This window comes from Brachybacterium sp. sponge (assembly GCF_001613775.1).
GTDB lineage: Bacteria > Actinomycetota > Actinomycetes > Actinomycetales > Dermabacteraceae > Brachybacterium > Brachybacterium conglomeratum.
This window is the reverse complement of the sequence record NZ_LRMP01000001.1, coordinates 1,224,313-1,245,056: the sequence shown is the minus strand read 5'-3', so window position 1 is coordinate 1,245,056 and position 20,744 is coordinate 1,224,313. Positions and strand designations below refer to the sequence as shown.

At 72.6% G+C, this 20,744-nt stretch carries 20 protein-coding genes and 1 tRNA gene; 12 read left to right on the top strand and 9 right to left on the bottom strand.

Annotated elements, in window-relative coordinates:
- Positions 1–205 precede the first annotated feature (205 nt).
- The 9 genes from A4A78_RS05425 to A4A78_RS05385 all read left to right on the top strand — a co-directional run bounded on the left by A4A78_RS05425 (position 206) and on the right by A4A78_RS05385 (position 11,000).
- Complete coding sequence (locus A4A78_RS05425) at positions 206–967, top strand: L,D-transpeptidase family protein (RefSeq protein ID WP_062947337.1); 762 nt, start codon at positions 206–208, stop codon at positions 965–967.
- A gap of 232 nt (positions 968–1,199) precedes the next feature.
- Positions 1,200–1,913, top strand: coding sequence for a DUF3662 and FHA domain-containing protein (locus A4A78_RS05420; protein ID WP_062947336.1), 714 nt, complete (start codon positions 1,200–1,202; stop codon positions 1,911–1,913).
- Between the two features lie 7 nt (positions 1,914–1,920).
- The gene (locus tag A4A78_RS05415) at positions 1,921–2,448 is read left to right on the top strand and encodes an FHA domain-containing protein (protein ID WP_062947335.1); all 528 of its coding nucleotides are present in this window, start codon (positions 1,921–1,923) and stop codon (positions 2,446–2,448) included.
- Positions 2,445–3,794, top strand: coding sequence for a PP2C family serine/threonine-protein phosphatase (locus A4A78_RS05410; RefSeq protein ID WP_062947334.1), 1,350 nt, complete (start codon positions 2,445–2,447; stop codon positions 3,792–3,794). Before A4A78_RS05415 ends, A4A78_RS05410 begins: the two co-directional genes overlap by 4 nt.
- A complete protein-coding gene (locus A4A78_RS05405) occupies positions 3,794–5,185 on the top strand; it encodes an FtsW/RodA/SpoVE family cell cycle protein (protein ID WP_062947333.1) in 1,392 nt (463 codons plus the stop codon). Before A4A78_RS05410 ends, A4A78_RS05405 begins: the two co-directional genes overlap by 1 nt.
- Complete coding sequence (locus tag A4A78_RS05400; protein WP_062947332.1) at positions 5,182–6,627, top strand: penicillin-binding protein 2; 1,446 nt, start codon at positions 5,182–5,184, stop codon at positions 6,625–6,627. The genes A4A78_RS05405 and A4A78_RS05400 overlap by 4 nt, the downstream gene beginning before the upstream one ends.
- On the top strand, positions 6,624–8,138 hold the full coding sequence (locus tag A4A78_RS05395; RefSeq protein WP_062947331.1) for a serine/threonine-protein kinase: 1,515 nt from the start codon (positions 6,624–6,626) through the stop codon (positions 8,136–8,138). The genes A4A78_RS05400 and A4A78_RS05395 overlap by 4 nt, the downstream gene beginning before the upstream one ends.
- Entirely contained in the window at positions 8,135–10,351 is a 2,217-nt protein-coding gene (pknB, locus tag A4A78_RS05390; protein ID WP_082835196.1) for a Stk1 family PASTA domain-containing Ser/Thr kinase, read from the top strand. Before A4A78_RS05395 ends, pknB begins: the two co-directional genes overlap by 4 nt.
- Positions 10,344–11,000, top strand: a complete 657-nt coding sequence (locus A4A78_RS05385; protein WP_062947330.1) for an aminodeoxychorismate/anthranilate synthase component II — start codon at positions 10,344–10,346, stop codon at positions 10,998–11,000. The genes pknB and A4A78_RS05385 overlap by 8 nt, the downstream gene beginning before the upstream one ends.
- A 22-nt stretch (positions 11,001–11,022) precedes the next feature.
- Here the strand turns inward: A4A78_RS05385 and A4A78_RS17920 are convergent, their stop codons facing one another.
- From A4A78_RS17920 to A4A78_RS05375, 3 genes are all read right to left on the bottom strand, one after another.
- Positions 11,023–11,196 (bottom strand): hypothetical protein, encoded by a 174-nt coding sequence (locus tag A4A78_RS17920; protein ID WP_197466629.1) that lies wholly within the window; start codon positions 11,194–11,196, stop codon positions 11,023–11,025.
- Entirely contained in the window at positions 11,196–11,894 is a 699-nt protein-coding gene (locus A4A78_RS05380) for a class E sortase (protein ID WP_062947329.1), read from the bottom strand. The genes A4A78_RS17920 and A4A78_RS05380 overlap by 1 nt, the downstream gene beginning before the upstream one ends.
- A gap of 68 nt (positions 11,895–11,962) precedes the next feature.
- A complete protein-coding gene (locus tag A4A78_RS05375) occupies positions 11,963–12,700 on the bottom strand; it encodes a DUF881 domain-containing protein (RefSeq protein WP_062947328.1) in 738 nt (245 codons plus the stop codon).
- A 114-nt stretch (positions 12,701–12,814) separates the two neighbouring features.
- Between A4A78_RS05375 and A4A78_RS05365 the strand changes: the two genes are divergently transcribed.
- From A4A78_RS05365 to A4A78_RS05355, 3 genes are all read left to right on the top strand, one after another.
- Positions 12,815–13,444 (top strand): cell division protein CrgA, encoded by a 630-nt coding sequence (locus A4A78_RS05365; protein WP_197466628.1) that lies wholly within the window; start codon positions 12,815–12,817, stop codon positions 13,442–13,444.
- A gap of 161 nt (positions 13,445–13,605) precedes the next feature.
- Entirely contained in the window at positions 13,606–14,607 is a 1,002-nt protein-coding gene (locus tag A4A78_RS05360) for a hypothetical protein (protein WP_062947325.1), read from the top strand.
- A 104-nt stretch (positions 14,608–14,711) separates the two neighbouring features.
- Positions 14,712–14,784: transfer RNA gene (locus tag A4A78_RS05355), tRNA-Arg, on the top strand.
- Positions 14,785–14,899: 115 nt separating this feature from the next.
- On the opposite strand, the gene A4A78_RS05350 is transcribed toward A4A78_RS05355, so the two are convergent.
- From A4A78_RS05350 to A4A78_RS05325, 6 genes are all read right to left on the bottom strand, one after another.
- Positions 14,900–16,111 (bottom strand): Gfo/Idh/MocA family protein, encoded by a 1,212-nt coding sequence (locus A4A78_RS05350; RefSeq protein ID WP_062947324.1) that lies wholly within the window; start codon positions 16,109–16,111, stop codon positions 14,900–14,902.
- On the bottom strand, positions 16,101–16,874 hold the full coding sequence (locus tag A4A78_RS05345; RefSeq protein WP_062947323.1) for a ThuA domain-containing protein: 774 nt from the start codon (positions 16,872–16,874) through the stop codon (positions 16,101–16,103). Before A4A78_RS05345 ends, A4A78_RS05350 begins: the two co-directional genes overlap by 11 nt.
- Positions 16,875–17,123: 249 nt before the next feature.
- Complete coding sequence (locus tag A4A78_RS05340; protein WP_062947322.1) at positions 17,124–17,519, bottom strand: hypothetical protein; 396 nt, start codon at positions 17,517–17,519, stop codon at positions 17,124–17,126.
- Entirely contained in the window at positions 17,513–18,121 is a 609-nt protein-coding gene (locus A4A78_RS05335) for a histidine phosphatase family protein (protein WP_062947321.1), read from the bottom strand. The genes A4A78_RS05340 and A4A78_RS05335 overlap by 7 nt, the downstream gene beginning before the upstream one ends.
- A 14-nt stretch (positions 18,122–18,135) precedes the next feature.
- Positions 18,136–19,842 (bottom strand): FAD-binding oxidoreductase, encoded by a 1,707-nt coding sequence (locus A4A78_RS05330; protein WP_062947320.1) that lies wholly within the window; start codon positions 19,840–19,842, stop codon positions 18,136–18,138.
- Positions 19,839–20,741: a lysophospholipid acyltransferase family protein gene (locus A4A78_RS05325; protein WP_062947319.1), complete on the bottom strand. Its 903-nt coding sequence runs from the start codon at positions 20,739–20,741 to the stop codon at positions 19,839–19,841. Before A4A78_RS05325 ends, A4A78_RS05330 begins: the two co-directional genes overlap by 4 nt.
- Positions 20,742–20,744 lie beyond the last annotated feature (3 nt).

Here is a 20,744-nt window from a genome sequence, read left to right as displayed (position 1 = left end):
GACCGAAACGTGATATGTCCGTTTCGCCCGTTCACCTGCGGCATCGCAGAACCTTCACACACCTCGGGGTGACCAGGCCTCTTTTCCGCTTGTTTACTCTTTCTTGACCCGTGCAGGATGTGACCCCCGGCACCCACACCGGCGCCGGGCCATCCGCCCGCTCCACAGAGCACCGGGCGACCGCACGCACACGAGGGGAAGACCGATGGACCTGACGATCACACCGAGACCCGACCGTTCGACGAGCGCCGGGGGCGCCGAAGAAGGAGCGGCACCGCTGCCGGCCCCGAGTCGGCGACTCCTGCTGCTGGGCGTGGGCACGCTCGGCGCCGGGCTCGCGCTCGGCACCGGGGCCGCCGACGCCGCCGGCCCGAAGCTCCGCAAGGGGGATCGCGGCAGCGCGGTGACCACCCTGCAGAAGCGGCTGAACGCTCTGCGCTACTGGTGCGGCACGCCCGACGGCAGCTTCGGGCACCTCACCCAGCAGGCCGTCTTCGCCGTGCAGAAGGCCGCCGGCCTCGGCCGGGACGGCGTGGTCGGGGCGAGGACCTGGGGCGCGATCGATGCGGGGAAGCAGCCGAGCCGCCGGATCACCAGCGGCAGCGGCTTCGAGGTCGACCTCTCCCGGCAGCTGCTGATCCTCACCGGGGGCGGCCGGATCGCCTGCATCCTGAACACCTCCACCGGCAGCGGGGAGCGCTACTACTCCGGCGGCCGCTGGAAGACGGCGACCACGCCGAAGGGCGACTTCCGGATGTACCGCCTGTACTCCGGGGGCTGGCAGAACGGGCCGCTGGGGAACCTGTACCGGCCCGGCTACTACGACCGCGGCTGGGCGATCCACGGCTCCACCTCGATCCCCACCTATCCCGCCTCCCACGGATGCAGCCGCATCTCCGTGGGTGCGTCGGACTACCTGTGGGCGCGCGGCTGGTTCCGCACCGGCCAGCGGGTGCTGATCCACTGAGGCGCGGGCCGAGGCACGGATCGTCCGACCCGCCCGCTGCGCCCCGGCGTCCTGCCGGGGCGCAGCGACGTCCCGGGAGCGCCGCCTTCACCTCTCCTGCACGATTCCCTCGCCGCCTCCGCGCCCTGCGCGCCCGGTCGGAGGCCTCCCACGCGCTACGATCGGGGGGCGCGCAGCCCCGTCGACGGATCGCTGCCCGCACCTGGCAGCCCAGCGAGAGCGAAGGACCACCGTGGGGATCTTGGATCGGATCGAGCGCAGCCTCGACCGCGGCGTGACGAGCGTGTTCTCGCCCGGTCGCGGGCAGCTGAAGCCCCTCGACCTGGCGCAGGGCCTCAAGCGCGAGTGCGACGACCAGATCCAGGTGGTCGACCGCACCCGGACCCTGGCCCCGAACGTGTACACCGTCTACCTGCACCCGCAGGACTCCGAGCGCTTCTCCTCCTGGCAGGACACCCTCCTCGACGAGCTCCAGCGCGTGCTCATGGAGCATGCGGACAAGCAGCGCTACATGTTCGTCGGCGCCGTCTCCGTCGCCCTCGAGCAGGACGAGGAGGTCCGTCAGGGCCGCTTCGAGACCGAGTCCCGCACCGAGCGCGGCAGCGTCGCCCCGGCGACCGGCGCCGCCCAGGACAGCCCCGGCGGCAGCCCCATCGTCGAGATCGACGGGCAGCAGTACCTGCTCACCGGCCCCGTCACGGTGATCGGCCGCGGCGGCGACGCGGACATCATCCTCGAGGACACGGGCGTCTCCCGGCACCACCTCGAGCTGCGCGCCGAGCCGGACTCGTCCCTGGTCGCCACCGACCTCGGCTCGACCAACGGCACCTTCGTCGACGGCGAGCGCATCCGCACGCCCGTCCCGCTGCACGACCGCTCCCTGATCAAGATCGGGCGGACGCGCCTGACCGTCCTGCTGCCGGGCTCGACCCCGGCGGCCTGGTGAGCGCCCCATGAGCGAACTGACCCTCGTCGCCCTGCGTCTGGGCCTCGTCCTGGCGCTGTGGATCTTCGTGGTGGTCGTGGTGCTCGTGCTGCGCAACGACCTCTTCGGCACCACCGTCGTCACCCGCTCCAGCCGCGACCCGCGCCGCGAGCAGCGACCGGCCTCCGGCCCGATCGGCGGCGCCGCCTCCGAGGCGGGCGCCGACCCGGCCTCGCTGCGCACCGATCCGGAGATCACCCAGGCCGCGATGGTCGTCACCGCCGGGCCGCTGCGCGGCACCTCGCTGACCCTCGGCTCGACCCCGATCCTCATCGGCCGGGCCCCCGAGTGCACGCTCGTGCTCGACGACGACTACGCCTCCAACCGACACGCCCGCGTCTTCCAGCGCGAGGACGAGTGGATGGTGGAGGATCTCGGCTCGACCAACGGCACCCTGGTCTCCGGGCGGCGCATCGAGGGCGCGGTGCCCTTCCGGCCCGGGGCGCAGGTGCGGATCGGCCGCACCGAGATCGAGCTGAGACGAGGTCCGCGATGAGCATCGCCCTGCGCTACGCCGCCCGCTCCGACGTGGGCCTGGTCCGCTCGAACAACCAGGACTCCGCCTATGCGGGCAGCCACCTGCTGGTGGTCGCCGACGGCATGGGCGGCCATGCCGGCGGCGACGTCGCCTCCTCGGTCGCGATCGGGCGCCTGGCCGCCCTGGACTCCGAGACCCCGGCCTCCGACATCGTCGCGACCCTCGAGGAGAGCGTGCTCGAGGCGAACCAGGAGATCCTGCGCCGCGCACGCGACGAGCCGCAGCTGCGGGGCCTGGGCACCACGATCACCGCGCTGCTGCGCGCCGAGGGCAAGTTCGCCCTCGCCCACATCGGCGACTCCCGCGCCTATCTCCTGCGCGACGAGGAGACCGTCCAGATCACGAAGGACCACACCTTCGTCCAGCGCCTGCTGGACGAGGGCCGCCTCACGGAGGACGAGGCCGAGCGGCATCCGCAGCGCTCGGTGCTCATGCGCGTGCTCGGCGACGTCGACGCGGATCCCGAGCTGGACCTGTCGCTGCGCGCGGCCCATGCGGGCGACCGCTGGCTGCTGTGCTCCGACGGCCTCTCCGGGCTGGTCTCCCTCGACACGATCGACGCGACCCTGAAGGACATCGAGGACCCCGGCGAGTGCGCCGACGCGCTCGTGCAGCTCGCCCTGAAGGGCGGCGGCCCCGACAACATCACCTGCATCGTCGCCGACGTCGTGGACCTCGACGCCCTCCCCCGCGGGACCGAGGCGCCGTCCACGACCCCGCAGATCGTCGGCTCGGCGGCGCGGAACCGGCACCGGCCCACCACCGCCTCCGGCCCCGCCGCGAAGGCCGCCGCGCTCACCCGCGAGGAGCCGGAGATCCCCTACGAGGACGAGGACTTCTCCGAGGAGGAGCCGCCGCGGCGCAGCCCCTGGCCCGCCGTCGTCGTGCTGGCGCTGCTGGTCGCGCTGCTCGGCGGGCTGCTGTGGGGCGGCTACGCCTGGTCCCAGCGGCAGTACTACGTCGGCACCGACGGCACCCGGGTGGTGCTCTACCAGGGCCTCGCCCAGGACCTCGGCCCCGTCTCCCTGTCCCAGCCGCTCGAGGTCACCGACATCGAGATCGAGGACCTCCCCGAGATCACGCGCCAGCAGGTCGAGAGCACGATCAGCGCCTCGGACCGCGAGGGCGCCGACCAGATCATCGACCGCCTCGAGCAGGCCGCGGCCGCGAACCGGCCGCCCACGGCCGTCTCCCCCTCCGACGGGGGCGGCGCCTCCGACGTCGGCGGCGCCGAGGAGGGGGCCGCGGACGGCATGGCGCCCCTGCCGACGGCCGACTCCCCCGACGAGGGCGAGGCGACGTAGTGGCCACCATCGTCTCCTACACCGCACGGCCGCGCCGCCTGATCCAGGCCCTGCTGCTGCTCCTCGCGGTGGCGGTGGGCGTGGGGGCCTACGCCCTGGTGGGGCTGGGCCGCTTCGACGAGCTGCCCGCGAACCTGCTCCAGATCGCCATCGGCGCGCTGGTGCTGGTCGCCGTGCTCCAGATCGCCGTGATGTGGCGCGCCCCCTACGCCGATCCCGTGATCCTGCCGATCGTGGTGCTGCTGAACCTCCTGGGCGTCACCATGATCGAGTCCGTCCATGCCGCCAACGAGATCTACGGGCTGCGCAGCTCCGCGAGCGCGGACCGCCAGATGCTGTGGGCCGTGATCGGGGTGGTGCTGTGCGTGGCGCTGCTGGTGCTGCTGCGCGACCACCGCTGGCTGCGCCGCTACACCTGGATCAGCGCCGTGGCGGGCGGCGTGCTGCTGCTCCTCCCGCTGGTGCCCGTGATCGGCTCGGCCCGCAACGGCTCGAAGATCTGGATCTCCGTCGCAGGCTTCAGCTTCCAGCCCGCGGAGCTCGCGAAGATCGCCTTCGCGGTCTTCTTCGCCGGCTATCTCGTCGCCCGGCGAGACACCCTGGCACTGGCGGGCCCGAAGGTGCTGGGCATCCATCTGCCGCGCTGGTCGGACTTCGGCCCGATCCTGGTGGCCTGGGGCTTCGCGATGGCGGTGCTCGTCTTCGAGACGGACCTGGGGACCTCGCTGATGTTCTTCGGCCTGTTCGTGGTGATGCTCTACGTCGCCACCGACCGGCTGAGCTGGCTCGTGATCGGGGCGGTGATGTTCCTGCCGCCGGCGGTCTTCGCCGCGACCCAGATGGGCCACGTCCGCACCCGCATCACCTGCTGGCTGGACCCGCTCTCGGGCGCGAACTACTCCTCCTGCGAGCAGATCAGCCAGGGCCTGTTCGGGCTCGCCAACGGCGGTCTGGTCGGCACCGGCCTCGGGGAGGGACGGCCCGACATGGTGCCGCACGCCGAGTCGGACTTCATCTTCTCCTCCTTCGCGGAGGAGATGGGCATGGTCGGCGCCTTCGCGCTGCTGCTGCTGTACCTGCTGCTGGTCCAGCGCGCGATCCGCGCGGCCGTCGGCATCTCCGACGGCTTCGGCACCCTGCTCGCCGGGGGCCTCGGCTTCGTGATGGCGCTGCAGGTGTTCGTCGTCGTCGGCGGCGTGACCCGGGTGATCCCGCTGACAGGCCTGACCCTCCCCTTTCTCGCCGCGGGCGGCAGCTCGCTGGTGTGCAACTGGATCATCGCGGGGATCCTGGTGCGGCTGTCCGACGCGGCCCGGCGCCCCGCCGCCCGCCAGGTCGAGGGGGCCCTGCCCGACGCCCCCGCCCGCTCCGGCCAGGAGGCGATCGCATGAACAAGCCCCTTCGCCATGTGTGGCTGGTGGTCGGCGTGCTCTTCGTGCTGCTGTTCACCTCCACCACCTACTTCCAGGTCGTCGCCCAGGGCCGGCTCTCCGCCCACGGGCAGAACCAGCGGACCCTCCAGAGCGAGTACGGCCGCCATCGCGGGCCGATCGTGGTGGACGGGCACGCGATCGCGACCTCGCAGGAGTCCGGGGACACCTACGGCTACCTGCGCACCTACGACCCCGGTGCGATGTACGCCCCGATCACCGGCTACTACTCGGTGGTCTACGGCTTCACCGGCATCGAGCGCTCGCTGAACGACACCCTCTCGGGCGAGGCGGACTCGCTGTTCTACCACCGCCTGGCCGATGTCGTCTCGGGCCGCGAGAACCAGGGCGCGAGCGTCGAGCTCACCCTCGACTCCGCCGCCCAGCAGGCGGCCTGGGACGCGTTGGACGGCCGGCGCGGCGCCGTGGTGGCGCTGGACCCGGAGACCGGCGCGATCCTCGCGATGGTCTCCGCGCCGAGCTTCGACCCCAACCAGCTCGCCTCCCACGACACCGGCGAGGTCTCGCAGGCCTGGTCCGACCTCAACGAGGACCCCGAGCGGCCGCTGACCAACCGTGCGATCGGCGGGGACCTCTACCCGCCCGGCTCGGCCTTCAAGCTCGTCACGGCCTCCGCGGCGCTCGAGACCGGCGACTACACCGCCGAGTCGGTGATCCCCGGCCCCGGCAAGTACGAGCTGCCGAACTCCTCGTCGACGATGAACAACTTCTCCGAGGGGCGCCAGGAGCCGTGCGGCCCGGACGACGAGTCCACGCTCGCCGAGGCGCTGCGCCAGTCGTGCAACACGTCCTTCGGCATGCTCGGCGTCGAGATCGGGCAGGACCAGCTGCGCAGCACCGCCGAGGAGTTCGGCTTCGGCCAGGACCTCTCGATCCCGATGGGCGTGACGCCCTCCCGGATCGGCGAGGACCTCGACGACGCGCAGCTCGCGACCACCTCGATCGGGCAGTACGAGACCCGGGTGACGCCGCTGCAGATGGCGATGGTCGGCGGGGCGTTCGCGAACGACGGCGTGGTCATGCAGCCGCAGCTCGTCCAGGCCGTGCGCACGGGAGACCTCTCCACCGTCTCCGAGCTGACCCCGAAGGAGGTCGGCCAGCCGCTGTCCGCCGCGAACGCCGCGCAGATGCGGCAGATGATGGTGGGCGTCGTCGAGGACGGCACCGGCTCGGCGGCGGCGATAGACGGCGTCGAGGTGGGCGGCAAGACCGGCACCGCCGAGTGGGGCGAGGACCGCTCCCCCCACTCCTGGTACGTCGGGTACGGACAGACGGACGAGCAGAAGATCGCGGTCGCGGTCGTGGTCGAGGAGGGCGGATACGGGTCGCGCACCGCGGCGCCGATCGCCCGTGACGTGATGGAGGCGGTGATCCAGCGATGAGGACCGAACCGGGACTCGTGCTCGAAGGACGGTACGAGCTCACCTCGCTCATCGCCACGGGCGGGATGGGTCAGGTCTGGAAGGGCCGCGACCAGGAGCTCGAGCGCGATGTCGCGATCAAGGTGCTGCGCGAGGAGTACGCCGGCGACGAGGGCTTCCTCAAGCGCTTCCGGGCCGAGGCGAGGCACACGGCCGCCCTCTCCCACGAGGGCATCGCCGCGCTGTACGACTACGGCGAGCTCGACGGCCGCGCCTACATCGTGATGGAGCTGTGCCCCGGCCGTCCTCTCTCGGACATCATCGAGGAGAACCCGGGCGGGCTTCCCGAGAAGCGCGTGGTCCAGCTGATGATCGAGCTCGCCCGGGCGCTGGACGCCGCCCATTCCAAGGGCGTCGTGCACCGCGACGTGAAGCCCGAGAACGTGCTGGTCGACGAGAAGGACGGGTGGTCCATGAAGATCACCGACTTCGGGATCGCGCGCAGCAAGGACCAGGCGCGGCTGACGAAGACGGGCCTGGTCATGGGCACCGCCCAGTACCTCTCCCCCGAGCAGGCGATGGGCAAGCAGGCCACCTCCCTCTCGGACATCTACGCCCTGGGCATCGTCGCCTACGAGATGCTCGTGGGCAGCCGTCCCTTCACCGGCTCCAGCCAGGTGGAGATCGCGATGGCGCAGGTCAAGCAGCAGCCGCCGGAGCTCCCCGAGGCGATCGGCGCGGACCTGCGGCGACTGGTGATGATGATGCTGGCCAAGGCGCCCGCGAACCGTCCCCGCTCCGCGGCGGCGGTCGCGCGGATCCTCGAGGCGATCCAGCGCGGGGTCGAGCCGCGCTTCACGACCGGGGCGATCCCGGTGACGCGGGTCGAGGACCACGACTGGACGGGCGAGAACCGGGTGCGGCCCGCCGGCTCCGGGACCGGGGAGCAGGCTCAGCGCCCCGGCGCCTCCCCCACGGGAACGCGCACCGCGGCGATGCCGCTGCCGCTGTCCGGCCGCAGCCGCGGCATCCGCCATCGCTCGGGGGCCTCGGGCCCTTCGGCGCTGTCGGCGGCCTCGGCCGGCTCCGCCCCGCGACGCGGCTCGGCCCGTTCGGCCCCGTCGGCGAGCTCGGCCCGCTCCGCGGCCTCGCCCGCCCCGGCCCCGCGCGGCGACCGCTCTCCCTCCCCGCTGCATGCGGCCTCGGCGGCGTCCGCCGCCGACGGCGCCGATCGCGCCTTCTCGGGCGGCGCCTTCGGCGACGTGGACACCGAGGCGTCCTCGCGCACGGTGCGCGGGACCAGCACGGGGCGGCGGGTCGGCGGGATGTCGGTGCCGGGCCTGGTGCTGCTGATCCTCGTGGTCGTCGCGATCGCGGTCGCCGTCGCGGGCGGCCTGGGGCTGCTGCCCCTCGGCGCGATCGACGCCTCGGCGCCGACGGGCCTGGGCACGACGTCGGGCGAGGCGGCGTCAGCTACTACGATGGTCGGATCGATCGGTGTCGGCCACGGCACGAGGACGGGTGTGGAGTGAGCGGAGAGACGGTGATCCTGGGTGGTCGGTACCACCTGGGAAGGATCCTCGGGACCGGGGGCATGGCGGAGGTGTTCCTCGCGGAGGACACGCGCCTGCACCGCACGGTCGCGGTGAAGGTGCTGCGCTCCGACCTGGCCCGGGACGCGAACTTCCAGGAGCGCTTCCGGCGTGAGGCGCACAGCGCCGCGTCCCTGAACCACCCCTCGATCGTCGCCGTGTACGACACCGGCGAGGAGCAGCAGACCACGATCACCGGCTCCGAGGTGACGATCCCGTACATCGTGATGGAGTACGTCGAGGGACGCACCCTGCGCGAGTACATCGACCCCGAGCACCCGATGGACGTCATCCAGGCCGGGGAGATCATGGCCGCGCTGCTCAGCGCGCTGGAGTACTCCCACCGCGCCGGGATCGTGCACCGCGACATCAAGCCCGGCAACATCATGATCAACTCCGCGGGCGCCGTGAAGGTGATGGACTTCGGGATCGCCCGCGCGGTCGCCGACGCGACCAGCGCCATGACCGCGACCCAGGCCGTGATGGGCACCGCCCAGTACCTCTCCCCCGAGCAGGCGCGCGGCCAGCTGGTCGATGCGCGCTCGGACATCTACTCCGCCGCCTGCGTCATGTTCGAGATGCTGACCGGGCGCCCGCCGTTCACCGGCGACACCCCGGTCTCGATCGCCTACCAGCACGTGCGCGAGGACCCGCAGCCGCCCTCGGCCTACAACCCGGCCGTGACCCCTGCGCTGGACGCGGTGATCCTCACGGGCCTGGCCAAGGACCGCGAGCAGCGCTACCCCAGCGCCGTCGCCTTCTCCCGGGACATCGCCGCCGTCGTCGCCGGGCGCGCCCCGGCGCTGGTCGCCGGCGCCCTGCCGGGGGCCGACGACCCCGAGGCCACGACCGTGCTCAGCCCGCTCGACGACGCGACCGAGGCGCTGCCGGCGACGGCCGGCGCCCTGGGCGCGGGCGCGGCGGGCGCCGCCGCGATGCGACCCCAGGACTGGCGCACCGGCTCCGCGCCCTCCCCCGCGACCGGGCCCCTCGCCCTGCGCTCGGGGGACGAGGTGGAGCCGGAGGAGAAGCGCAAGCGGCCGTGGTGGCTGATCGTCCTGGTGACCCTCGTGGCCCTGGGCCTGATCGCCGCGGCGCTGGCCGTCCTCCAGCCGTGGAAGGAGCGGGGTCCCGCGATGGTCCCCGTGCCCGACGTGGTGGGGCAGACGGAGGAGGATGCACGCGCCTCCCTCGACGAGGTCGGGCTCACGCCCACCTTCGAGCAGGTCGAGTCCTCCGACGTCGAGCAGGGTCTCGTGATCGAGACCGATCCGCCCGCGAACCAGGAGGTCACGGAGGGCTCCACGGTGACCGTCACGGTCTCGGCCGGACCGGAGGCCGTCGAGGTCCCGGACATCGTCGGGAAGTCCCGTGAGGACGCCGAGCAGCTGATCACCGAGGCGGGACTGGTGCCCGTGCACGTCGAGAGCGAGGACCGCAAGAAGACCGAGCGCGGAATCGTCACCCGGTCCACCCCGGCCGCGGGCAGCACGGCCCAGCAGGGCGACGAGGTGCAGATCTGGGACGCGACCGGCACCTTCCCGGTGCCGGACGTGACCGGGACGCAGCTCGAGAGCGCGACGACGACCCTCGAGGACATCGGCTTCACGGTCGAGAGCACGACGCGCGAGGACTCCGAGGCCGAGCCCGGCACGGTGCTCGAGCAGACCCCGCCGCAGGGCGGCAACGAGGAAATCGGCTCCACGATCCGCCTCGTCGTCGCCGCCGCGCCGGGCCCGGTCGCGGTCCCGAACGTCACCGGGCAGCCGCTCGCCGACGCCCAGACCGCGCTGGCCGAGGCCGGGTTCGGGCACCAGACCTCGCGGGAGTACTCCGCGGACGTCGAGGAGGGGCGCGTGATCCGCACCGAGCCCGCGGCGCAGGAGCAGGTCGACCGCGGCTCGACGATCACGATCGTCGTCTCGCGCGGCCCCGAGCCGACGCCCTCGCCGACCCCGACGCCGACCCCGACCCCGACCCCGACCGAGGAGCCGTCGCCGAGCGAGAGCCCCACGCCCAGCCCCTCGCCGACCACCGACCCGCCGGAGGACGAGGCCGACGACTCCGCCCAAGGCGGCGGGAACAACGGACGCGGCGCGGGCGCCGGGAACGGGAACGGGAACGGGAACGGGAACGGGAACGGCGATGGCTGAGCAGTCCGCGGCACGGATCCTCGTGATCGACAACTACGACAGCTTCGTCTACACGATCGTCGGCTACCTCCAGCAGATGGGCGCGGAGACGACGGTGGTCCGCAACGACGAGGTGCCCGCCGACGAGACGGGCGCCGTCGACCTCACCGGGTTCGACGGGGTGCTGGTCTCCCCCGGCCCCGGCAACCCGTCCACCGCCGGTCGCTCCCTGGACGTGATCGGCCGCTGCGCCGAGCAGCGGGTGCCGATGCTCGGGGTGTGCCTCGGGCACCAGGCGCTGGGCCAGCACTTCGGGGCGCGCGTGGACCACGCCCCGCAGCTGATGCACGGCCGCACCAGCGAGCTCACGCACGAGGGCAGGAGCGTCTTCGCCGGCGCCCCCTCCCCCATGACCGCGACCCGCTACCACTCCCTCGCCGTGGTGCCGGAGACGATCCCGGCGGAGCTCGAGGTCACCGCCCGCACCGCCGACGGGATGGTGATGGGCCTGGTCCATCGGGAGCTGCCCCTGCACGGAGTGCAGTTCCATCCCGAGTCGGTGCTCACCGAGAACGGGCACCTGATGCTCGCGCGCTTCCTCGAGCTGTGCGACGGCCGCGACGCCCTGGAGCGCTCGGCGGGGCTGAAGCCCCTGATGACCGCGGGCTGAGCCCGTCGGCCAGCGCCTCCGGTCAGCCCGTGGCGTCCGTCGCGCCCACGACTCCGTCGTTGAAGGGCATGTGCGGCGCGATCGCGGGGAACACCCAGCCGAACAGGGCCGCGATGATCGCGGCGAGCACCAGCACGGTCAGCAGGATCCGCGCCCAGAGCGGTCCGGGCAGGTGACGGAACAGCCAGGCGTACATCAGCCCTCCTCGGCGGGGTCGGGGGCGGTCGCGAGCGCCTCGGGGATCCCGTCGGCCCGGTCCGTCCAGTACGAGAACTCGGCGTGGACGATGTAGCGCTCCCGCGCGGAGTACATCGGATGGCAGGCGGTCAGGGTGAGCATCCGCTCGGTGGGCTCCACCCCGCTCTCGCCGGGCGTCGGGGCGATCACCCAGGCGTCGTCCGGCATCACCACGAGCGACTCGGTGACCTCGTAGACGTAGAACGCCTCGTCGGTCTCCACCACGATCGGATCACCCTCCTCGAGGCCGGCGATGTCCTCGAGGACGCGGCCGTAGGTGTTGCGGTGCCCGGCGACGGAGAAGTTCCCGACCTGGCCGGGCAGCGCGGTCTGCGCGTAGTGGCCGGCACCCTTGACGTTCAGGACCTGCTCGAGGTCCACGCCCTCGGCGAGCGGGAAGCGGTCGCGGTCGAAGGCGGGCACGTGCATCGTGCCGAAGACCATGGTGTCCTCGGGCTTCGCGGGGACGGGCGGCGGTCCGTCCTGGCGCGGGGCGATCCGCTCCTCGTCCACCGCGCCCCATTCCTGCTCGAGCCCGTCGAGGATCCCGGCCTGCTCGCGGTCGGCCATCACGTCGGTCCACCACAGCTGCCACACCAGGAACAGGCCCAGCAGCACCCCGGCGGTCAGCAGCAGCTCGCCGAGGACACCGAGCACCCCCGGCCCGCGGGGGCGGCCGCGGTGGGATCGTGCGACTCCTCGCCCCGGGTCGGTGCGGCCCGTGCTCACCGGCTCACCGCGGCGTCGACGGAGAGGTGGCCGACATAGGCGGGCAGGGTGGTGTCCTGGAGCGTCTCGACCTTCTCTCCGAGGCCGACATGGTCGACCCATTCACGGTAGAGCTGCACGTTCTGGGAGGAGTCGAGTGCCTCGGTCATCTCCTCGACGGGGCCGATCACGGTGATGACGAAGGGCGGGGAGTAGACGCGGCCCTCGAGCAGCAGGGTGTTGCCGGCGCAGCGGAAGGCGCTGCCGCTGACCACGCGCTGGTCCTGCAGCATCATCGCCTCCGCGCCGCCGGCCCACAGGGCGTTGATGAAGGACTCGAGGTCCTGCTGGTGGACGACGAGGTCGTCGGGCTCGGTGCCCGGGATCGCGCCGAGCGCGCTCGAGGGCGCATCGGTCAGGGTGATGCGCAGCCCGGGGCCGGAGACCTCGCTGAGGCCGACGGCGTCCTCGACCACGGCGGTGCGCTCGGCGGTCGCCGCGCCCGCTCCCTGGCCGCGCAGCTCCTCGATCTCGGCGCGCTTGTCGGCGTTGTCCTCGGTGAGCTCCTCGATGGTGCGGCCGCGGTCGGCGAGGACGCCGGCGACGTCGCTGCTCTCGTCGCGGATCGAGCCGCCTGCGGCGAGGCGGGAGGTGGTCGCGAAGAGCACGCCGCACAGCACCATCACCAGGGCCACGCCGACGCGCCCCCGGGCGCGGCCGCGACGGCGCCCGGACGGGGTGTCCTGTGCTTCCATCGTCACTCCTCGCTTCGCGCGCGTCCCGGACGCCCATTACCCTAGGCCACGGTCCGCACCCGCGGATCCGCGCGGCACGGTCGCGCGACGGCCGCGTCGAGGGAGCATCGTTCCATGGCCAGGAGCAGGAAGAAGTCGTCCGCCCGGGCGACGTCGAGCGCGAAGGCCGCGAGCACGGACCCGAAGGACGTGGCGCCGGACGCCGAGGATCCGACCGCGGAGGCCGAGGACGCCGCGACGGACCTCGAGGACACGACGGTCGACCTCGAGGACGACGCCGCGGACGGCGAGGACGCGAAGGGCTCCAAGGCCTCGAAGGCCTCCAAGGGCTCGAAGGGCTCCGCCAAGGACCCAGTGCGCCGGAAGTCCGCTGCCGGCAAGGACCCCGTCGGCCGCGATGCGACGAAGGGCAGGGCCGGTAAGAAGAACGACAAGGGCGACTCCCGCAGGCCCGCCGGCGGCGAGGTGCCCGAGAAGGCGAAGGACTCCACGCGCGCCACCTCGGTGCGCCGGGCCGCCGCGGCCGAGACCTCCCGCACCACCGGACGCCGCGTCGCGGCCGCAGGGCAGAACCCGGAGTGGCTCGCCCCCGCCGCCGTGGTCTTCCTGATCCTGGGCCTCGCCTATCTGGTGACCTACTACATCACCGCCGGGCAGCTGCCCCTGCCGATCGGCGACTGGAACCTCGCCGTCGGCTTCGGCGTGCTGATGGTCGGCGGCGGCATGCTGATGTTCTGGAAGTAGCCGGTCGCCCCGGCTCCGAGCGCTCGGAGCCGTGCGAAAGGACCGCGCGCGATGGGGAGTTCTCCCCACCGCGCGCCCCCGCCTGCGCAGGTACCCTGAACGGGAAGCGCGTCACACCCGGTGGCGCCACGCACCTCGGTGCGCGACCCGACGGGGGACCCATGACCAGCATCTCCAGACGGCGCAGACTCCTCGCGCTCCTCCTCGTTCCCTTCATGATGGTCCTCGCGGGCTGCGGCAAGTTCGACGCGACCTTCGACATCAAGGACGCCGAGACCATCGACGTGACGATGGACATCGGCCTGGACACCTCCCTCATCGGGTCCGAGTACTCCTCCGCCGAGGAGATGTGCGCCGAGATGGAGGGCGAGGAGTCGGGCGTGGCCGGCGAGATCGCCCCGACCATCGAGCCGTACGAGGCCGACGGCATGTACGGCTGCAAGATCACCGGTGTGGTCGACAACGCGGAGTTCGGCAACGGGCTGGACCTCGTCGAGGAGAACGGCGAGTACCACTTCACCCTCGACCCGGCGCAGGCCGGGCTGGGCGACCTCACCGACCCGACCCTGGCGGACTACGGCTTCGAGTTCTCGATGACCTTCATCTTCCCCGGCGAGATCATCGAGTCCTCCGGCGGCCAGATCGACGGCAGCACCGTCGTCTTCACGGATGCGGCCGAGATCGCGAACGGGATCGACATCCGCGCCGAGGCGAACAGCTTCCCCTGGGTCATCGTGATCATCGCCGTCGTCGTGATCGGCTTCCTCCTCCTGCTCGCGGCCGCCGTGGCGGTCTTCCTCGTGGTCCGCTCGCGGAAGAACAAGGCCGGCGCCTCCTCGGGCGTGCCCGGCGGCTACGGCGCCGGCGCGTCCGTCGGCGCCGCGTCCGGGGCGTCCCCGGCCGCTCCGCCGAGCGCGCAGTGGGGCCAGAGCTCGCCGCCGCCGGCACCTCAGGGCGGCCAGGGCGGTCAGCAGTGGGGCCAGGCCTCTCCCCCGCCCGCGGCCCCGCAGAGCGATCAGCAGTGGGGCGCCCCGCAGCAGGGCGGCCAGGGCTCTCCGCAGGGCCAGCAGCAGCCTCCGTGGGCTCATCCCGACAGCGGCCAGAACCCCGGCGGGCCGCAGGGGCCCGGCTCCCCGCAGCCCCCTCAGCAGTCGGGCTGGTGACCACCGCGGGCCATGGCCCCGCTCCTGTGAGCAGGGTCATGGCCCGTCGATTGGCGCCGGCCGCGAGGGCCCGCTAGAGTAGTCCAGGTCAGCGCAGCTGGCGAGCGCCCGTAGCTTAACGGATAGAGCATCTGACTACGGATCAGAAGGTTGGGGGTTCGAATCCCTCCGGGCGCGCAGAAGGAAAGGCCCCTCATCAGCGAGAACATCGCGATGAGGGGCCTTTCGCATGTCCGCCCGCGCCCACCTCGCCACCGCGCCCCGGTGATCCCTCGGGGCGCGGCGGCCCGGCTCAGGAGCCGGCGACGAGCGCCTCGCGCACGCTGCTCCAGGAGCGCATGATCTCGCGGGCCTGCTCGTCGGCCTCCGCGGCGATCGCCTCGGTCCGGGCCTGCTCAAGCAGCTCGTCGATCTCTACCCGCTCCCCGCGCTCGACGGCGGCGACGGCCGCCTCGACCATGGCGAAGCTGAGCACGTTCTCGTGGATCTCGCACATCGGGGTGCGGCCCTCGCGCAGCGCGGAGACGCACTCGACCAGCGAGGCGGCGATCTGGTCGGGCTCGGGCGCGGTCTCGGCGTCGATCGCGGCCTGCAGGCGCGCGGTCTCCTCCTCGTCCTCGGTGCCGACGACCGGGGTGCCGGTGCCGTCCCAGGTGGCGGAGCCGTGCTGGGCACCGATCCGCCATTCGCTGTTCCACCAGGTCGGCAGGCCGCGGGCGTTCCAGGTGCCGTGGTAGGCGAACAGGGACCCGTCGGACATCTCGAAGGTCGCGCTGACGGTCGCATCGTGGTGGTAGACGCTCCACTCGGGGCGCGTCCCGCGAGCGGTGACCGCGACCGGGTCCGCGTCCAGGATGTAGCGCGCGGTGTCGAAGGCGTGGATGCCCATGTCGCGCAGCAGCGGGTGGTGCTGGGTGCGGCGGAACCCCTCCATCTCCGTGAACAGGGAGAAGAAGGCGCTGGTCATCACCGTCGGCCCGTGGGCGGCGACGAAGCTGCGCAGCTGGCGCACCTGGCGGAAGAAGCGTCGGGACTGCGAGACCATGAACGGCACGCCGGTGAGCTCGGCGTGCGCGAGCAGGCTGATCGCCTCGGGCAGCGTCTCGGTGACGGGCTTCTCGCCGAGCACCGGGATCCCCGCGTGCAGCGCCTTCACGGTGACGGGATGATGGGCGACCGGCACGGTCGGGTTCACGATCAGGTCCGCGCCGAGCTCGAGGGCGAGCTCGACCCCGTCGGCGCCGACGGCGACCGCCGCCGGGTCGGCCGCACCGGACTGGTCGATCACGCGCTGCGGCGCGCCCTCGACCAGGTCGGCGACGCCGACGAGCTCCGCGACCTCGCTGGCGACGATCTCGCGGGCCCACCAGCTGCCCATCGATCCGGCGCCGACGACGACCACGCGCGCGGGACGCTCCGCGGACAGGCGGGGGAAGCCGGTCAGGGAGGCCGACGGCGTCGGGGCGGCGGAGGTGTCGGTGAGCGTCCTGGTCTCAGATGACACGCGCGGCTCCGTCCGCGTCGTCCCCGCGGAACCAGTCGCGCGGGGCGTTGGCGATCTTCACCGGCGCGGCCTCGCGCTCCTCGGGCCGGGCCCAGACCACGGCGTTGGCGAGGACGCGCTGGATCTCCGCCTGGCGGTAGACGGGGTACTCCTGGTCGCCGGGGCTGAAGTAGAAGACCTTGCCCTTGCCGCGGCGGAACACGGCGCCGGAGCGGAACACCTCGCCGCCGGCGAAGGAGGAGACGAAGACGAGCTCGTCGGGGGCGGGGATGTCGAACATCTCCCCGTACATCTCCTGCTCGGGGACGACGATCGGATGCGGGACGCCGCGGGCGATCGGGTGGGAGCCGTTGACGGTCCAGACCCGCTCCTCCTCGCCCTCGTTGCGCCACAGCAGGTTGCAGGTGGTGCCCATGAGCTTCTTGAAGGGCTTGGAGTAGTGGGCGGAGTGCAGCGGGATCAGACCCATGCCCTCGTGGACGCGACGCACCACGCGCTCGGCGATCTCCTCGGGAACGTCCTCGTGCGCCATGTGGCCCCACCAGGTGAGCACGTCGGTCTCGGCGAGCGCCGCCTCGGAGAGGGACTCCTCGATGTCGTCGAGCAGGGCGATGCGCACCTCGGCCTCGACGCCGTCGGCCGCGAGGAGGGTCCGCAGGGCCTCCGCGATCACGGCGTGCATGCCCTCGGGATAGATCTCCTGGACCTTCGGATCGACCTTCTCGTGCCGGTTCTCGCCGAAGACGGCGATGCGCAGTGTCATGACTTCCCTCGTCCTGTCGTTGATGGTTCGCGGGCCGCCCCTCCTCGGGCGACCCGGTCCATCGTAGGGGCGTACGGCCCCCGTCACCTCGGCGGACCCGTCGCGGGGCTGTTTCCCGGATCGGGACGGCCCCCTGACGCAACCGTGACCCGCCTGTGACCCATTCCTCACGAGTAACTGCCTATGGTCGACGTCAGGCTCCTTCAACGGCGAGGGAGCCTGCTCGCTCCGCAGCGGCGGAGGCCGGCCTCAGCGGTCGGGCGCGGCCTCGAGCAGGATGCCCCGCTCGCGCAGCTGCGCGGTGAGCAGCTCCGCCGTCTCGGCGTGGCGCCGGCCCGCCCGCGCCCAGCCGACCGCCCCACCCAGCGCACGGCCGACGGTCGCGCCCCAGAGATATCGCACCCGTGTCCCGCCCGGGACCTCGGCCAGCTCGAGCCGGGCCCGGAGGTGGAAGCGGCTCCCGGCGAGGGCGCCGAGCAGCACCGTGCGGCGCAGGCTCCCGGTCTCCACGTCCAGGCGCGCGGGCGCGGTCTCGTGGACGCGCCAGCCCTGGGCGGTGAAGAACTCGGCGAGCAGCGCCCGAGTCTCGTCGAGGTCCTCGCGCACGATCAGGCGCACCCCGCCGCCGCGGTCCGCGCTCAGCACGGCGCTCCCGCCGCGGCGGTGCGGTGCGGGCCGAGCGCGCGCAGCTCGGCGTTGCCCAGGTGCGGCACCTCGCGGTGGTCGTGCGGGTCGCGGCCCCCGGCGAGCGCGAGCGCGATCTGCAGCACGTCCCCGTGGGCGACCAGCACCACGGGCGCGTCGGCGGCGAGCGCGTCGGCCGCCCGGAGCGCCGCGAGCACGCGCGAGGCGACCTCGGCGACGGGCTCGACCCCGTCGTCGTGCGCCTGACGAGCGCGGTCCCGTGCCCAGATGCTCTCGTAGGCGGTCGCGGGGCCCTCGTCGTGCGCGCCGAAGCAGCGTTCGCGCAGGCGCTCGTCGATGCGCGGCGCCCCGGCGCCGAGACCTGCGGCGAACTCCTCGGCGGTCTGGCGGGCGCGGGCGAAGTCGCTCGTGACCACGACCGTGCCCGGCCCGAGGCCCTGCGCGGCCGCGGCCGTCGCCGCGGCGCGCGCCTGCTCCCGGCCGCGTCCGGTCAGCCCCACCGTCTCGAGCGCCCGCAGGCCGGGGACGGAGACGATCCGACCCTCGACGTTCGCGGCCGACTCCCCGTGCCGCAGCACGAGGACCGGATGCGCGGCCTGCATCGTCGCTCCCCCGCTCAGGAGGGGACGACCTTGCCGGGGTTGAGGTTCCGGCCCGGGTCGGTGTCGGCGAAGAGCCCCTGCACCATGCGGGTGCCGACCTCGCCGATGTCCTCGGTGATCCAGGGCTGGTGCTCGGTGCCCACCGCGTGATGGTGGGAGACCGTCGAGCCGAGGTCCACGAAGGTCTGCTGCACGGCGCTCTTGGCGGCGTAGTACTGCTCGAGCGCCTGCTCGTCGGTCGAGTAGGGGAAGGCGAAGGTGAAGTAGAGGCACGCCCCGGCGTGGTAGCTGTGCGACATGTGGCAGAACATGAAGCCGGGCAGGCCCTGCTCCTCCTGCACCGCGTAGAAGGCCTCGAACGCCCTGGCATGGACCTCGTTGATCTTCGACCAGGTCGCACCGGTGTCGCAGACGTCGCCGAAGACCTGGTAGTTCATCAGGAAGTCGCGCAGGTAGGGGGTGTCGAACTTCTTCTGGTCGTAGATCGCGCCGGGGCCCGCGCCGAGCGTGATGCCGCCGGCGTTCTTCACGATCTTCTTCACGATCGACTTCTGCTGCTCGACGGACTCCTTCGAGCCCTCGAAGCAGACGTAGGAGATCGACATCTCGTTCGTCGTGTCCCAGCCCTTGGAGCGCAGGTACGAGAACAGCCCGTCCTGCACCTTCGCGGCGACCTTCCCCTTGGTGGAGGTGGGCGCCTTGACCATGGCGAGGCTGAACTCGGTCTCCGGCCCGTCGGAGAGGCGGGTGAAGGTCGGGGAGACGTCGGTGGAGCGGGCGATCGCGTGCATGCCGCGGATGCCGTGCTCCCAGTCGGGGTACATGTAGGCGATGACCTGACGGACCGGGGCGATGCGGTGCACCTGCACGGTGACCTCGGTGATCACGCCGAGGCGTCCCTCGCTGCCCAGGATCATCTCGTGCACGCTCGGACCGGAGTCGCGGCCCGGGATCGGCTTGGTGACGGCCGTGCCGGCGGGATGGACCATACGCAGGCCTCGGACGATGTCCTCGATGTCGCCGTACTTGTCCGACTGCATGCCGGAGGAGCGCGTCGCGGCCCAGCCGCCGACGGTCGAGTAGGTGAAGGAGTCGGGGAAGTGGCCGACGGTCCAGCCCAGCGCGTTCAGCTGCTCCTCGAGGTCCGGGCCGTACGCGCCCGCCTCCACGCGGGCGAGACCCGCGGTGTCGTCGATCTCGAGGACCTCGCGCATGCGGCCGAGGTTCATGGTGAGGATCGGGCGCTGCTCGTCCACGTCGGGGGTGACGGAGCCGGAGATGGAGGAGCCGCCGCCGTAGGGGATCAGCACCATGTCGTGCTCGAGCACGAGGCGCAGGACCGCGGCGACCTCGTCCTCGGAGGCGGGGTACACGATCGCGTCGACCAGGCGCTCGAAGCGGCCGCCCCGGACGCGGAACAGGTCCGGCAGGGAGCGGCCGAAGGAGTGGACGACCCGGTACTCGTCGTCGTCCAGCACGTTGTCGGCGCCGACGACGGCGACCAGCGCCTCGCGCGCCGGGGCGGGCAGCCGGCTCCCCGGCACCTCGAATTCCGACAGCTGCGGCTCGACCGGCTGCTTCGAGTCGAGGTCGACGCCGACCTTGTTCCGCGCGAGCGGGGCGAAGGCGGGCTTGTTGTCGTAGCGGAAGGTGATGTCGTCCAGGCCCCAGCCCCACCACTTGTGCCGCTTGACCTCGCGTGCGCTCGGCCGATCGCTCATGCGTCCTCCTCCTCGCCCCGGACAGCGCTGCCCAGGACCTCGTCGTGGTGCTCGTCGTACAGGTCCTTCACGCTGTCACGGATGCGCGTGATGAAGTCGCTCGCGGACTCGTCCACCCCGCCCAGCAGCGGCTCGCCGAAGACGACCCGCACGGGCGGGCGCCCCGGCACGGGCCAGCTGCGCCCCTTGGGCATCGCCTCGTAGCCGCCGATGATCGCGGCGGGCACGACGGGGACGCCGACGCCGAGGGCGAGCGCGGCCGCGCCGGCCTTGAACTCCGCCATGGTCCCGGTCTGCTGGCGGCCGCCCTCGGGGAACACGAGGATCGGCACGCCGCTGCGCAGCAGCCGCTTCGAGGTGCCGGCGTGCTTGCGGGAGCCGCCGCGGTCGATCGGGAAGGCGTTCATCATCAGGCGCACGAAGAGGCGGCGGTGCCAGTGGTCGAACCAGTAGTCGGCGGCCACGCCCGTGGAGAGGAACCGACCCTGAGTCCAGGGCAGGCTCATCGCCAGCAGCGGGCCGTCGACGTGGCTGGTGTGGTTGGCGACCAGCACGAACGGGCCGCGGATGCTCTTCACGCGGCGGTGCACCTGCACCTGCGGCGTCACGGCGGAGTTCACCACGGCCCGGAACAGCACCCGCTGCAGCACGAAGCGCATCCCGGCGCGCCAGGTGGAGCGGTACTTGGCCAGCTCGCCCGTCGGCTTCTCCCAGCCCTCCCCGCGCGAGCGCGCGGAGAGCGAGTCCAGCAGTCGACGGGAGCGGTGGCGGAGGTCGTCGGCGGCCTTCGCGGTGGCGTCCGCGGCGCGGCTCGAGGCCTCGGAGAACCGTGCCGCCGCCTCGGCCCGTCGCGAGCTCTCCTGCTCCTCGGGCTCCTTCTCGCTGTCCTCGTCCCTCACGCG